Genomic DNA, 13,194 nt, shown 5'->3' on the forward strand with positions numbered 1-13,194 from the left:
GGTGCCGGGCTGTAATCGTTGTGCCAAAGCCCGGCACCGGCCGCCCGGCCTTTAGGGGGTTGGGGGCGATCCGAGAACAGTTGTAATTTCATTTTTAGACAGGCTTCAAGAGATGAGACAAAAGAGCAAAGACAAGCCTGTATAATGCTGTTGGGCTGAATTCACACCCGGACGGGCCAAATTCACATTGCGCCGGATTCCCATTCAAAAAGGGCTGTTATTTGTTGCCATAATTCCGACAACATGAAAAAGACAGTCTTAATAAGTCTGGCGGGGTTGCTAACCCTCGCTTCGGCGCAGGCGCAAATCAACTGGGGCGACTATTCGCAGAGCTTTCCGAGTGAGGTCGGCGACAATCCTGCAGCAGTGGGGTTAATTCTGGCCATCCGGAAAGAGAATAATTCGTTTTGGGACATTCGGAAAAATAGCGCCCATTTTGATTCACTTGACAAGGACCCGGCTTTTCGGCAGATCCGGCCCCGGGAAATCCTGGCCCGCACTACGTTTGATACCGCCCGCGCCCAGTTTTTTCTGCACGGTGTGAACCCGCAAAATGCGCAGCGGTTTCAGTTTCGGGTTACCGAATACCCCGGCAACCGGGTTTTGGTGCCCTGGCACGCTGTCGACCGATTTTCCGATTCAAGCCTGGTCCACGACTCCGGCATGCCGAAGATGGCTTACCTGGGCGGCTACCGAACCGGTCTGGGAAAGCTGCTGATTATGGACGTACGGACCACCGAAAGTAATCAGATTGTGGCCACTTCGCTGATTGCCTGGGAGTCGGTCAAACCGGTCATAACCAACATCTATACATCCGAAACGATTGATGAATTCTTTCAAAAGCTGCAATTTCCCTGGTTGCCCAGCCAACAATCCCCCGGTCGATTTTCGCCCGTGTTCACCGTCCCTTCTACGAATACCAACCTGATCTTTTTACTGGAAAACGGGCGGTTTATTAAAAACCAGATTCAGTACGAACTGGTCCGGGACGGCAGCGTTTACACGCCCTGGCGTAACAATGAGTATGACAATAACTTTGTCTGGATCAAAGATTCTCCACCCGGCCAGTATACAGTCAGAATCCGGTATTCTGCTCAGCCAGGGCACGTTACTGAGTACCGTTTTGACATCGAACCCGCCTGGTACCAAACAAACCGGTTCCGCTTCCTGGCCGGTCTGCTTGCCGCTGCTTTACTGGGATTCTGCCTTTTTCTGTTCCTGTTTGTTCGCCAAAGACGGAAAACCCGCCAGGAACAAGCGGGCCGGGCCAAATTACAGCTCGAATTAAAGGCGATTTACGCCCAGCTAAATCCGCATTTTGTCTTCAATGCCCTCAGCTCGATTCAGAGTCTCATCAACACCGACGATAGCAAAGGCGCCAACACCTATCTGTCCGACTTCGCCCGGCTCGTGCGGGAGTCGCTCCATCACAGTCAGAAGGACGAATTGTCACTCCACGAGGAAATTCAGACCTTAGACACCTATCTGAAGCTGGAGCAACTGCGGTTCGGCTTTCAGTATGCCATCCGGGTCGATTCGTCGATCAATGTCTACGAAACGAACATTCCGGTGCTGCTTTTACAGCCTCTGGTTGAAAATGCGGTCAAACACGGAGTTGCTTCGTTGCAGAACAAGGGAGATATTGCCGTTGAATTCAAGCGGTCGAACCAGGCTCTGATCGTTACCATAACCGATAACGGCAGCGGTTTTACGGAGGATCCATCAGCCAGCGGTTTGGGATTGCGGCTCACCCGCGACCGGATCGACCTTTTGAATAAACTTCATTCCGATTGGCGACTTACGTTGGCAATTCGGAATGCCAGCCCGGCGGGGACGCACGTTTCGCTCACTTTCGAGTCATGGTTTTGATGAAAGCACTGCTGATTGACGATGAGCAACCGAATCTGGAGAACCTGCAGGCGCTCCTGAAAGCGTACTGTCCGCAGGTGAACATTTGTGGTACGGCCCTGAACGCCGGGACGGCTAAAAACCTGTTGCAGGCTCATCAACCCGATCTGGTTTTTCTGGACATTCAAATGCCCCAGCAAAATGGGTTCGATCTGTTGCGCAGTCTCCCCGCCTACAATTTTGAAGTCATTTTTGTAACGGCGTATGACCAATATGCCATCCAGGCCCTGCGCTTTGCTGCGGTTGATTATTTGCTGAAGCCCATTGCAATCGATGAATTACAGGCGGCCGTAGAAAGAGCCCACCAACAGCGTCAGTTAAAAGAACAGAATCAGCTTTTGCAAAACCTGCTGCACCTGCTGAAAGCCGGTCCGCAGCAGGAAGAACCCCGCATTGCCCTGGCAACGGCGAAGGAAACCCGTTTTGTAAAAACCAGCGAAATCATCCGCTGCGAATCGTCAAACAACTATACAACTTTTCACCTGTCCGGTGGCGAAACCCTGCTGGTTTGCAAACCCATTTTTGGGTACGACGATTTATTAAAGGGCTACGGTTTTATTCGCTGCCATCAATCCCATCTGGTCAATAAAAACTTCATCAAGAGCTGGAAAAAGGAATTCGGCGACTTTCTGGTCTTGACAGATGGCTCTGAAGTTCCCATTTCCCGGGCCAAGAAGGAAGAGCTTAAAAAGGCGTTGCGTTTGTAAAAACTCCCACGTCCCCCGCAATGAAGATAGACAAGAGAACTGAGACTGAATTAAATAAAAGTCTCAGTTCTCTTGTCTAAATTTCAAATTCGCCCCAGCACTTTGTCCAGTTCGACCGAAGCGGTCAGGAAGTCATAAATGGCCTGCAAATAATTGGATTTGGCCTGCGTTAGCGAAAGCTCGGCGTCGGAAAGGTCCAGCCGCGACGCGATGCCCTGCTTCCAGCGGTCGCGGGTGATGCGGTAACCGAGTTCGGCGACCGAGACGGTTTGCTGCTGGGTGGCAATGCGCTGCCGGGCTTCGTCCCGCCTGGAAAGGCTGATTTTCACCTGCGCACGCACCACTTCTTTCAGGTTCGTCAGTTGCGTTTCACTTTGCTGTCGCGTAATAACCGCCTGCTGAATTCGGGAAGTCGTACGAAACCCATTGAAAATCGGCACGTTCAGTTGCAAGCCAATGTACGAACTGAGCGGCCAACTGTAGTTGTCAAGCCGCAAATTATTGGCCTGCGCCTGCGATTGCAGCAAACCAATGGCCGATAGCTTGGGCGCCCGTTCGGCGGTTTGCAGCGTAATTTGCTCCCGGTTCAGCTTTTCCGTCAACTCCAGCCGATGGACCTCGGGGCGGTTCTGAACGGCTTCGAAAAATGCGTCGGTTTCCGGGGCAGGAACGGCGTTCTGGTCATACCGCAACGAGTCCTGCAAATCGATCGCTTCCTGCTCGTCCAGCCCCATCGTCCGTTTCAAAACCGTCCTGGTGATTTCCACCTGGTTGTTCAGTTGGTTGATCGTCGGACGCAGGTTTTCGACCGACACAAACGCCCGCAAGGTATCGACCCGCGACGCCCGGCCCTGCGCCAGCAGCGATCGCGCATCTTTCAGCGCCTGCACGTTCCGCGCCAGACTCTGCTCCTGCAACCGGAGTTGCTCCTGCGTAATCAGCACATCCAGATACGCTTTTTTGACGTCGGTGACCACGTTGGCCCGCACTTCGTTCCGTTCTTCCACCGACGCTTTTTCGTAAAGCTGCGCGGCCCGAATACCCGAACCAATACCGGCCTGAAACAGCGGCTGCGAAACCGCTACCCCACCCAGAAACGCGTTGGAACCACCCACGCGGAAAGTCGCCAGGTCGTTTTCACCCAAACCAACAAAACTACCCGGCAGGAAGGAGACTTGTTTCAGCGGGAAATATAAATATTGTGCCGAAGCCGAAACCGTCGGCAAGGCATAACTCCGGGCTTCCCGGACTTTCTGGACCGATTTAGCGGTTTCCAGCGTCGCGACCTGCAAGTCCCGGTTTTTCTCCAGCGCCAGTTTCACGGCGTTCTCCATCGTCAGCGGCTGAACCTGCGCAAAAGCCGGTTTTCCGGAGATCAGGAGAAAGAGAAGAAGGATTATTTTATAAATGAGCGGTTTCATGAGAATTGTTTTGTTTACCCCTAAATCCCCTAAAGGGGACTTTATTAATTCGAATTAGGCGCGTCCAAGTCCCCTTCAGGGGATTTAGGGACAAATGAGAATAATAAATGAGGTTCAAACCAGTTCCAGCACCTCTTCTTGTTTCGGTTTTGGAACGCGGGAGAAATACGAATACACGGCCGGAATGACGTAGAGCGTCAGCAAACCGGCGAAGAGCAAACCGCCGACGATCACCGTTCCGAGGGAGTTACGGCTGTTTTCGGTGAGCGCAATCGGAATAGCGCCGAAAATCATGGCCAAACTCGTCATCAGAATCGGGCGGAAACGCGAGGCTGCGGCTGCTTTGGCGGCTTCCAGCGGACTCAGGCCCTGCTCCTTGCCGTGGTTGGCAAACTCGACAATCAGAATCCCGTTTTTGGTGATCAACCCGATCAGCGTAATAATCCCGATCTGGCTGAAAATATTCAGCGTTTGCCCGAACAGCCAGAGACTAAGCAGTGCGCCGGTCATCGCCATTGGCACCGTCAGCAGAATGATGAACGGATCGACCAGACTTTCGAACTGAGCCGCCAGAATGAGGTAAATCAGCACCAGCGCGAAAATAAAGGCAAACAACAAACTCGACGAGCTTTCCGAAAAATCGCGCGATTCACCGGCCAATGACGTTTTGATGCTGGGCGGCAGCACTTTCCGGGCAATCCGGTTCATCTCGGCTACGCCGTCGCCGATGGTTTTGCCGGGTGCCAAACCGCCCGAAACCGTGGCCGAAATCGATTGGTCGTAGCGGTAAATAGCTGCCGGACTGATGCTTTCCTTGAACGAAACCAGGTTATCGAGCGACACCATCTCGCCGGTTCGGGTCCGAACATAAAGGGCTTTCAGGTCATACGGCGTGTCACGTTCCTGCCGTTGCAGTTGCCCGATCACTTCATATTGCCGGTCGTTGTAAATGAAATAACCGTAGCGTTGCCCGCTGAGCGCCAGTTGCAGACTCCGGGCGATTTCGACGGTGGAAATCCCCAGTTCGGCGGCTTTATCGCGGTCGATTTTCAGGACGAGTTCCGGTTTATTCACTTTCAAATCCGAATCGACAAACCGCAGGACTTCACTTTTTCGGGCCTCGGCCATGAATTTGGGCAGAACATCCGTCAGCGTCGCCAGATTCTGGGCCTGCAACACATACTGAACGGGTTGCGCCTGTCCAAACCGGCTCCCAATCGTCGGTGGCTGCACCGGAAAAACCAACACGCCCCGGAATTGCTGCGCGTTGCGGGCGTAAATCTGGAAAACGTCGGCCTGTGTGGTGGTCCGCTCCTCGGCTTTTTTCAAGAATGTGTTCTGAATCGCGATATTGACCGGCGCGGGTGGTCCGAACGTCAGCGCCAGAATCGAATACGTCTGGAACAAACCGGGCGTCGAATCGACCGAAAATTTGGCAATCTCGTTCATGTATTTCTCGGTGTATTCGTACGACGAGCCTTCGGGCGCAATAACCGCCAGACTGATCTGCGAGCGGTCTTCCAGCGGGGCCAGTTCCGACGGGAGTTGTTTGCCAATGACGTAAATCAGGCCAAAGGTGCCCGCCAGCGCGATGAAAGCCGTCCAGCGATACCGCAGAAACCAGCCGAGCGATTTTTCGTACGCCTGGTTCAGGCCGATAAAATACGGTTCGGTTTTCCGGTACAGCCAGTTCGGTTTTTCCTGGCGTTTCAGCAGGTAGGCGCTCATCATCGGTGACAACGTCAGGGCGACGAAGGCCGACACCAGCACCGAACCCGCGACGACGATGGCAAATTCCTGAAAGAGTTTTCCGGTAATGCCGGGCAAAAACAGGATCGGGAGAAAAACCGCAGCCAGCGTAATCGTGGTTGAAATAACGGCGAAATAGATTTCCGACGAGCCTCTGAAAGCCGCCTGCAACGTGCTCATACCTTCCTCGACTTTGGCGTAAATATTTTCCAGCACCACAATGGCGTCATCGACCACCAGCCCTATCGCCAGTACTAACGCTAACAACGTCAGGATGTTAATCGAATATCCGGCCGCGTACATAATGAAAAAAGCCGAAATAATGGAAACCGGGATGGCAACAACCGGGATGATGGTGGAACGCCAGTCGCGGAGGAAGATGAATAGAATCAGGATGACCAGTCCGAACGCAATGAACAACGTTTCTTCCACTTCCGAAATCGACGCCCGGATCGGTTCCGTGAAGTCTTTTCCGATGGTTAGTTCGTAGTCCGATGGGATCTCTTTCCGCAGTTCTTTCAGCCGCCGGTAAAACTCGTCGGCGATGGCAACGGCGTTGGCACCCCGCTGCGGTTCCACAAACGCCCCAATGACCGGCGAATTCCCTTTCAGGCTGTTCAGAATGGCGGTTCGCTCGTTTTCGGCGCCCAGTTCGGCGTACCCAATGTCCTTAAACCGGATGATGGTGTTGCCTTCCTGGCGGATGATCATGTTGTTGAAATCTGTTTCCTGCGTGAGTCGGCCGAGCGTCCGAACGGTCAGTTCGTTTTGGTCTCCTTCGACCCGGCCCGAGGGCAAATCGACGTTTTCCTTGCGCAGCGCCTGTTCAACGTCCGAAGGAGTTAGCTGGTAAGCCGCCAGTTTAGCCGGATCGATGCGCAGCCGCATGGCGTATTTTTTCTCCCCGGCAATCCCGACGCGTTTCACGCCCGGAATGGTTTGCATCCGTTCTTTGATCACCGTCGAGGCAATGTTGCTCACTTCCAGGATGTTCCGGGTTTTGCTTTCGATGGCCATGAAGATGACAATATCACCCGCATTGGCTTTTTCCACAATCGGTGGATCGACGTCGGCGGGCAGCAACCGCCGGGCTTTGGTGACTTTGTCGCGCACGTCGTTGGCGGCCGCTTCCAGATCCGCATTGAGGTTAAACTCGACGGTAATGACGCTGGCGGCTTCGCGCGAAACCGACGAAATGGTGCGGATGCCGTTCGCTTCGCCGATGGATTCTTCGAGCGGTTTGGTGATCTGGTAGGCAATCACGTCGGGGCTCGCGCCCGGATAGGTGGTCGTAACGGTGACAATCGGCGAATCCGTCACCGGATATTCCCGGATGCCGAGGTACGAAAACCCGACAATTCCGAACAGAATAATCAATACGGAGAGTACACCGGCCAGCACGGGCCGCTGAATACTAATTCCTGATAAACTCATGGTTGTATTGAGATACGTTGGCCCCTAAATCCCCGGAAGGGGACTTTTTAACTCGTATCAAGTTGATTTCAAGTCCCCTTCCGGGGATTTAGGGGTAAACAGGCAGAAGGTAGTTAACTACAGAATTTATAACGCTAATCAGTATACGTATTCCATCAATTGACACTCGCAGCTCTAACGGCAACGCCCGGTTCCAGGCGCAACAGGTTGGTGGTCAAAACCGTATCGCCCTGCGATAACCCGCTCAGAATCTGAACGGTGCCTTTGGTGCGGCTGCCGGTTTTCAGTTCGCGTTGTTCCGCTTTTCCGTTTTTGAGCGCAAACAGCGAATAGCCTTTGGCGTTCGGAATCAGGGCTTGCGTTGGAATCAGAATGCCGTCGTTGGTGGTGCGGAGCGTAAACGCAATTTTGGCCGACGAGCCCGGAATCAGTTTCCCACTGCGGTTTTCACTGATGGCTTTGACGAGCAGACTCCGCGTGTTCAGATCGGTTTTGGGCTCCGTAGCCAGCACTTTTCCCCGGAAAGGCTGGTTGCTGTTTTCGGTCGTAAACTGGATGATTTGCCCGATCCGAACGGCCGAAGCGTATTTTTCGGGAATCGTGAACGACACTTCCACCTGGCTCACATCATCTAGCGAAGTTAAAACCGTTGACGGCGTCACGTAGGCACCCACATCGACCTTGTTCAGACCCAGTTTCCCGGAAAATGGTGCGCGAATTTCGGTTTTCCCCAGATCGACGTCCACCATGGCCAGTTCGGCCTGCAGCACGTTCAGGTTGGTCGCAATCTGGTCGTATTCCTGCTGGTTGACCGATTCGGTCGCCAGCAGTTCACGAAACCGCTTTTCATCCAGTTTGGCCAGTTTTTCCTGAAGGGCGATTTTTTTCTTTTTTGCCACTAAATCGGCATCGTCCAATTTAAAGAGCAAGGTTCCCTGAGTAACGTAGCTGCCTTCGCGAGCGTAAATCCGGGTCAGTTTGCGGGCCACTTCGCTCACCAGATCCACTTCCTGATTGGCGGCAATGGTGCCGGTGGTTTGAAGCTCGTCGGCAATCGTTTCCGGTTTCACCACAAACGCATCCGCCAAAATGCGCGAATCGTTTTCGGCGACGGCCGCAGCGGTTAGTTTTTTAACGGGAGCCGCTTTATTGGAAAATAGTTTGGGCGTGAAGACGAAAAACGCGACCGTCAGCACGAAAATCCCGATCATTAACGAGGTTGCCCGGCTTGATTGTTGAGATTCCATGATTTATTTCTATTGTTTTAATGTTCTATACTTATCGAACATAAATGTTTTATGGTTGTCGAACAAGACATACCTTTGTTGGGTTCCTTGGGTAGAAAAAAATAATTGAATTTTTTTGTGGAGAATAATCGTTGTATTGGCAATTGATGTAACTACTTCATTCTAAAAAGTGGTTACACCCTGACATTTGAAGTAACGGAAATGAAACAATATCAGCATCCTAGCCCCGATCAGATTACGCTGACGGGGGTTTTGCACGCACTCAGCGATCCGGTTCGGCTGAATTACGTGCAGTGTTTAGCCCGGGAGTTGCGCGAATGTCCCTGCGGGGCCATTCCGACGCCGGTGGCCAAATCGACCATGTCGCACCATTTGCGGGTGCTGCGCGAAGCCGGTATCGTGCGCGTGCGGACGGAAGGAACTCAAAGTCTGACATCGCTGCGGCTGGAGGAACTGGAAGTTAAATTTCCGGGCGTTTTGCAGACGGTTTTGAAAGCCGCCAACGAAAGCCCGGTGATTGAGAACAGTTGAGGAAGTTGCAGGAATATTGGAGTAACGAAGCCGAATTCGGCGGATCGATCAGAATGCCAGCCCGAACTGAAAGCCCAGCGTAACACTGGCGGGATGATCGTTCCCAAACCGCACCGGAATCGGCACGGCCACAAAATACCCGCTGTTCCTGTTCTTTTTGACGATTTTGTTCAACACGGGGGTAAAACCGTAGCGGCCCGCCGTTTCAAAAGCCGCCCGGCCCGCAAACGTAAAACCGTGTCCGAGATTGACCAGCACACCGGGGTGAAACAACAGATTCGACACCTTGCTGGCTCCATTTTCGGCCTGGACCAGCGGCACAACTTCGACGGAAAAGCCAATTTTCGGGCTTTTCCAGATGTTGATGCCGGTCGGTAAGCCTACGATGTAGTAGTTTTTAAAATTCGTGACGGTTCCCTCGCTGCTGAACGTCACAATCGGATGCAGAATGCCGACGTATCCGGCGACACGGGGATAAACCGGAGGAGTTTCCTGAGCGGATGCGGTTTTTAAAAAAGCGGCCAATACCAGCCCAAGCAGGGCCATTCTTCTGAACATAAACACAACAATCAACACATTTTGGTGAACTAATCGGATGTTCGTCGCTGGCGCAACCATCCTCACCGCAATGCTATGAAGCCCGGAGTTCGCAAAATAGAACAGAATTATCCTTTGGAATCGGCTTTACGTTTTGCCAGATTTTTTCGGAATTCCGACGGTTTTTTACCCGTATGTTGCCGGAAAATCCGGGTAAAGTGACTCTGATCCGAAAAACCGGTCAGGTACGCAATTTCCGACAGTGTATTTTGGGAAGATTCGAGCAATTGAATCGCCTTCTCGATCCGGGCCTTTCGGATGTATTCGCCGAAGGAGAGATCATCAAAATACCGGGAAAACTCCCGCGACAAATAGGTCGGATTGATGTTCAGATCTTCCGAGACGGTTTTCAGACTCAGGTTCAGGTTCGTATCGACGTGATTCTGAATGAGATCCCGCAGTTCAATTGTCCAGATCGGCGCTTTGGCTTTCTTTCTGCCTTTCTGGGATAAATACGTTCGATGAATCTGTAGAAGCAGGTTTTCCACCGGACTTTGCACGTGCTTGGCCTGCGGCAGATACTTCGCCCAGCTATAGAGCGAATCATAGATCAGCATTCCTTTTTCCACCAATTCGTGGTCGTCGCGGATCATGAAAGCCATGCCCGCCGAAATGGCCCACAAACCCGCCGACTGACTAGCCACGGAATGATCGTCGGTGTCGGCGCCCCGAATAATCGGCGCCATGATGTGCAGCGCCGGGTCTTTCAGCTCGTACTTTTCGAGAAAGTAGTCGAATGTACACCGGTTTTCATAATGGGTAAATTCGACGCCAGGAACGTCAAACGGAATTGCCTGTAGCACTTCTGCCTGCACTTTCACCTGAGAATCAGGCACAAAAATAATTTCGGCATCGCGGTCAATAAATCGCTTAATCAGCCAGGGGCAGGCAATTCGGTCAATCTTAGGACGCTCGCGGGTAATCCATTTCATAGCCTGAAGATACGGGATTGAAAGCCATCAGTCCAGAATCGAATCCAGCGAAATCCGATCCGTATACGGTTTCAATTCGTCCGTATCCGAAAAACCGCGTACCAGCGTCACATCCAGCCGACGCTGACAAACCCACATTTCGACGAAGAAGGAATTGACGGCGTACAGATGAAGCCAAAAACCGGGCAACCGCTTTGTGTCCAGCAGGATACCGGTCTGCCAGACGACATTCAATTGGTCTTGAAAGGAAAGATTTCGGAAGTACGTCAATCCTTTTTTCTCCTGTTCACTTTTCATGAAAAACCACAGCCAGTAGTGGTGAAGTCACTTATTTCTCCACGGATTTAATTGACGCTTTTGCCGGGCCAGATTTCAGCAACTGATCAAGATCGGCGTTGAATTCCTTCACAAATTCTTCGTAATACGCGCCGGTTGCCGGGCCGGTATAGCCGGTATGTATTTTGGAGACTTCGCCCTGGCGATTGATGTAGATGGTAGTCGGAAAGGAGAGCACTTCACTCAAAGCGGGCAAGGCGGCCGAGGCTAGTTTTTTATCGGCCAGTCCCGCAAACAGAATGTCATAGTCCACGCCAAAGCGGTTTTTCAGCGTTTGCAAACGGGTTTTGGCAAAAACCGGGTCGTCTTTGCGTTCAAAGGCAAGCCCGATAATTTCGACGCCCCGCTGCCGATTGGCCTGATACCAGGGCGCCAGAAAGGCGGTTTCGTCAACGCAATTCGGGCACCAGCTGCCCAGAATGGTTACAATCACCACTTTACCCCTGTATTTTGGGTCTTTCAGTGAAACCGGTTTTCCGGTAAACGCATCCGGAAACGTAAAATCGAATGGAACGCCTTCTTTGATTTTTGTCAGTGTGTAGGCGTCTGGTAATGCCGCCTGGGCGTTGCGGGTTCCCTGCACCGGTTGTGCATTGCGGGCGTTGATCAATTCGGCGGTCAGCTCGTTGCCGTTCACCGTTCCCTTGATGAGCGAAGGGCTGGAACCGCTGAAAGCCGACAAGGCAAATTCGTTGCCCTGAACGGTCCCTTCGTAGTACCGAAAGTCGCCGGTTGTGGTCAGGAACGTACCCGTTACTTTATTGCCGATCTGCTCGAATACACCCACCGTTTTGTTGTCTTTTCCGATCGTAACGTCCCATTTCCCTTTCAGACTGACGGCGGCCGCAGCGGGTTTTTCAACAAAACGATACCGCTTCCCGAATTCGGCCCGAAACGGAATACCTGGATCTACAACTTTGGTATTCAGACGCTTAAAGACACCCGACAGGGTTTGGTTCGGCTCAATTCCAGCGGACAGCAGGGCATCGTAAATATCAACCGGAATAAAAAGGGAATCGCCTTTCTGGGTAACGCCTTTCAGCTCAAACCGCTCCGAACCGTTCAGCAGCCAGGCCGTCGGCCCTTTTAGTTCAAAGTTGAACGGTGCTTCCTGGCCATTGGCGACGGCAAACGTGCCCCGCCAGAAACCGTCTTTAGGCTTTGTTTGTGACTGGGCGCTGAAGCCCGCCAGCAGCAAACCGGTCAGGGTGAAAATGGCAATACGTTTCATCTTGTTCAGGTTATTTTTATAGTTTGGTGAATGAATCAGTTGCTTAGAACAAGCCCCAGATGTTGCGCAGGCTTAGTCCGATAATCACGAATCCGACGATAATCATCAGAACTTTCGGATTGATTTTTCCACAGACAAAAGCCGCGAACGGCGACGCCAGCACCCCGCCGAGCAGCAGGCCCGCCGTAACCGGCCAGTCGCCCGTTCCAATCATCAGGATGAAGGTTCCGGCTCCGGCGGCAGCGATAAAAAACTCCGCCAGATTCACCGAACCGATCGTATAGCGCGGATTGCGCCCCTGCCCGATCAGCGAAGAGGTAACCACCGGGCCCCAGCCACCCCCGCCAACGGCGTCGATAAAACCGCCCAGCAACGCCAGCGGTCCGACGTAACGCGTTTTCTGTTTGGCTTTCTTTTTCATCAATGCTTTCCGGATGATGACTAATCCCATGAAAACCAGGTAGAACGAGATGTACGGTTTAATCGCGTTGCCGTCGAACGAACTCAGGATATAAGCGCCGATGATGGCCCCGGCAACGCCCGGAAGAACCAGTATTTTGAAGAGCTTTTTATTGACGTTCCCGAATTTCCAGTGCGATAAACCGGACGCGCCCGTTGTAAAGACTTCCGCAATGTGCACGCTGGCACTGGCCGCAGCCGGACTCACGCCCATGCTCAGCAACAACGACGTGGAACTAATGCCGTACGCCATTCCCAACGCGCCGTCGATGGTTTGGGCCAGAAAACCGGCCGCTACAAACAGCCAGAAAGTCGGTGTAAGTAGTTCATCGACAACCGGTTGCACGCGAATGTCGAGAAATTCCCAGGCGGCTGCGCCAATAAGCAGAACGAGCAGGGCAATGCCTAAAATCAAGAGCCGGGGATTGGCAAGCTGGGGCCGACTTTGGGTTTGAGTATCAATCATAATCTGAATTAAAATATATATCCTATGTATTAAATAGATAATTATCTGAAAAACAGAGCCAGAGGTGCTTCTCTGGCTTGATTCTACAAACGTCCGTTAAAAAAATCTATTTACAAATAAGGCGGTTGTCTTTTTTCGGAATTCTCGAAAAAAGCCTACAAATAATCAAAATAGCA

General features: G+C 52.3%; 11 protein-coding genes. 3 read left to right on the forward strand and 8 right to left on the reverse strand.

What is annotated here, in order from left to right; all coding sequences use genetic code 11:
- Positions 1 to 243: 243 nt before the first annotated feature.
- Positions 244 to 1,869 (forward strand): sensor histidine kinase, encoded by a 1,626-nt coding sequence (locus GJJ30_RS18480; RefSeq protein WP_154176670.1) that lies wholly within the window; start codon positions 244 to 246, stop codon positions 1,867 to 1,869.
- Complete coding sequence (locus tag GJJ30_RS18485; RefSeq protein ID WP_229313236.1) at positions 1,860 to 2,615, forward strand: LytR/AlgR family response regulator transcription factor; 756 nt, start codon at positions 1,860 to 1,862, stop codon at positions 2,613 to 2,615. Before GJJ30_RS18480 ends, GJJ30_RS18485 begins: the two co-directional genes overlap by 10 nt.
- 83 nt (positions 2,616 to 2,698) lie before the next feature.
- Here the strand turns inward: GJJ30_RS18485 and GJJ30_RS18490 are convergent, their stop codons facing one another.
- The 3 genes from GJJ30_RS18490 to GJJ30_RS18500 all read right to left on the reverse strand — a co-directional run bounded on the left by GJJ30_RS18490 (position 2,699) and on the right by GJJ30_RS18500 (position 8,466).
- Positions 2,699 to 4,036: a TolC family protein gene (locus GJJ30_RS18490; protein WP_154176671.1), complete on the reverse strand. Its 1,338-nt coding sequence runs from the start codon at positions 4,034 to 4,036 to the stop codon at positions 2,699 to 2,701.
- A 114-nt stretch (positions 4,037 to 4,150) separates the two neighbouring features.
- Positions 4,151 to 7,219, reverse strand: coding sequence for an efflux RND transporter permease subunit (locus GJJ30_RS18495; RefSeq protein ID WP_154176672.1), 3,069 nt, complete (start codon positions 7,217 to 7,219; stop codon positions 4,151 to 4,153).
- Between the two features lie 155 nt (positions 7,220 to 7,374).
- Positions 7,375 to 8,466, reverse strand: a complete 1,092-nt coding sequence (locus GJJ30_RS18500) for an efflux RND transporter periplasmic adaptor subunit (RefSeq protein WP_154176673.1) — start codon at positions 8,464 to 8,466, stop codon at positions 7,375 to 7,377.
- Between the two features lie 201 nt (positions 8,467 to 8,667).
- Between GJJ30_RS18500 and GJJ30_RS18505 the strand changes: the two genes are divergently transcribed.
- Positions 8,668 to 8,997 (forward strand): ArsR/SmtB family transcription factor, encoded by a 330-nt coding sequence (locus GJJ30_RS18505; RefSeq protein WP_154176674.1) that lies wholly within the window; start codon positions 8,668 to 8,670, stop codon positions 8,995 to 8,997.
- A 48-nt stretch (positions 8,998 to 9,045) separates the two neighbouring features.
- On the opposite strand, the gene GJJ30_RS18510 is transcribed toward GJJ30_RS18505, so the two are convergent.
- From GJJ30_RS18510 to GJJ30_RS18530, 5 genes are all read right to left on the reverse strand, one after another.
- Positions 9,046 to 9,555, reverse strand: a complete 510-nt coding sequence (locus tag GJJ30_RS18510; protein WP_154176675.1) for a hypothetical protein — start codon at positions 9,553 to 9,555, stop codon at positions 9,046 to 9,048.
- 107 nt (positions 9,556 to 9,662) lie between these two features.
- Complete coding sequence (locus GJJ30_RS18515; RefSeq protein ID WP_154176676.1) at positions 9,663 to 10,526, reverse strand: chromate resistance protein ChrB domain-containing protein; 864 nt, start codon at positions 10,524 to 10,526, stop codon at positions 9,663 to 9,665.
- A gap of 27 nt (positions 10,527 to 10,553) precedes the next feature.
- Positions 10,554 to 10,823 (reverse strand): hypothetical protein, encoded by a 270-nt coding sequence (locus tag GJJ30_RS18520; protein WP_154176677.1) that lies wholly within the window; start codon positions 10,821 to 10,823, stop codon positions 10,554 to 10,556.
- A 31-nt stretch (positions 10,824 to 10,854) separates the two neighbouring features.
- Positions 10,855 to 12,093 carry a peroxiredoxin family protein gene (locus GJJ30_RS18525; protein WP_154176678.1) on the reverse strand — a complete coding sequence of 413 codons (1,239 nt, stop codon included), beginning with the start codon at positions 12,091 to 12,093 and terminating at the stop codon, positions 10,855 to 10,857.
- Between the two features lie 43 nt (positions 12,094 to 12,136).
- Positions 12,137 to 13,018 carry a sulfite exporter TauE/SafE family protein gene (locus GJJ30_RS18530; protein ID WP_154176679.1) on the reverse strand — a complete coding sequence of 294 codons (882 nt, stop codon included), beginning with the start codon at positions 13,016 to 13,018 and terminating at the stop codon, positions 12,137 to 12,139.
- Between the last annotated feature and the right edge of the window lie 176 nt (positions 13,019 to 13,194).

This window comes from Larkinella terrae (assembly GCF_009668025.1).
Classification (GTDB): Bacteria; Bacteroidota; Bacteroidia; order Cytophagales; family Spirosomataceae; genus Larkinella; species Larkinella terrae.

Excerpts from the sequence above, each read along its gene's own strand:
- GJJ30_RS18505 (WP_154176674.1), top strand. The coding sequence starts at position 8,668 with ATGAAACAATATCAGCATCCTAGCCCCGATCAGATTACGCTGACGGGG.
- GJJ30_RS18520 (WP_154176677.1), bottom strand. The coding sequence starts at position 10,823 with ATGAAAAGTGAACAGGAGAAAAAAGGATTGACGTACTTCCGAAATCTT.
- GJJ30_RS18500 (WP_154176673.1), bottom strand. The coding sequence starts at position 8,466 with ATGGAATCTCAACAATCAAGCCGGGCAACCTCGTTAATGATCGGGATT.
- GJJ30_RS18480 (WP_154176670.1), top strand. The coding sequence starts at position 244 with ATGAAAAAGACAGTCTTAATAAGTCTGGCGGGGTTGCTAACCCTCGCT.
- GJJ30_RS18510 (WP_154176675.1), bottom strand. The coding sequence starts at position 9,555 with ATGTTCAGAAGAATGGCCCTGCTTGGGCTGGTATTGGCCGCTTTTTTA.
- GJJ30_RS18495 (WP_154176672.1), bottom strand. The coding sequence starts at position 7,219 with ATGAGTTTATCAGGAATTAGTATTCAGCGGCCCGTGCTGGCCGGTGTA.
- GJJ30_RS18490 (WP_154176671.1), bottom strand. The coding sequence starts at position 4,036 with ATGAAACCGCTCATTTATAAAATAATCCTTCTTCTCTTTCTCCTGATC.
- GJJ30_RS18485 (WP_229313236.1), top strand. The coding sequence starts at position 1,860 with ATGGTTTTGATGAAAGCACTGCTGATTGACGATGAGCAACCGAATCTG.
- GJJ30_RS18515 (WP_154176676.1), bottom strand. The coding sequence starts at position 10,526 with ATGAAATGGATTACCCGCGAGCGTCCTAAGATTGACCGAATTGCCTGC.
- GJJ30_RS18530 (WP_154176679.1), bottom strand. The coding sequence starts at position 13,018 with ATGATTGATACTCAAACCCAAAGTCGGCCCCAGCTTGCCAATCCCCGG.
- GJJ30_RS18525 (WP_154176678.1), bottom strand. The coding sequence starts at position 12,093 with ATGAAACGTATTGCCATTTTCACCCTGACCGGTTTGCTGCTGGCGGGC.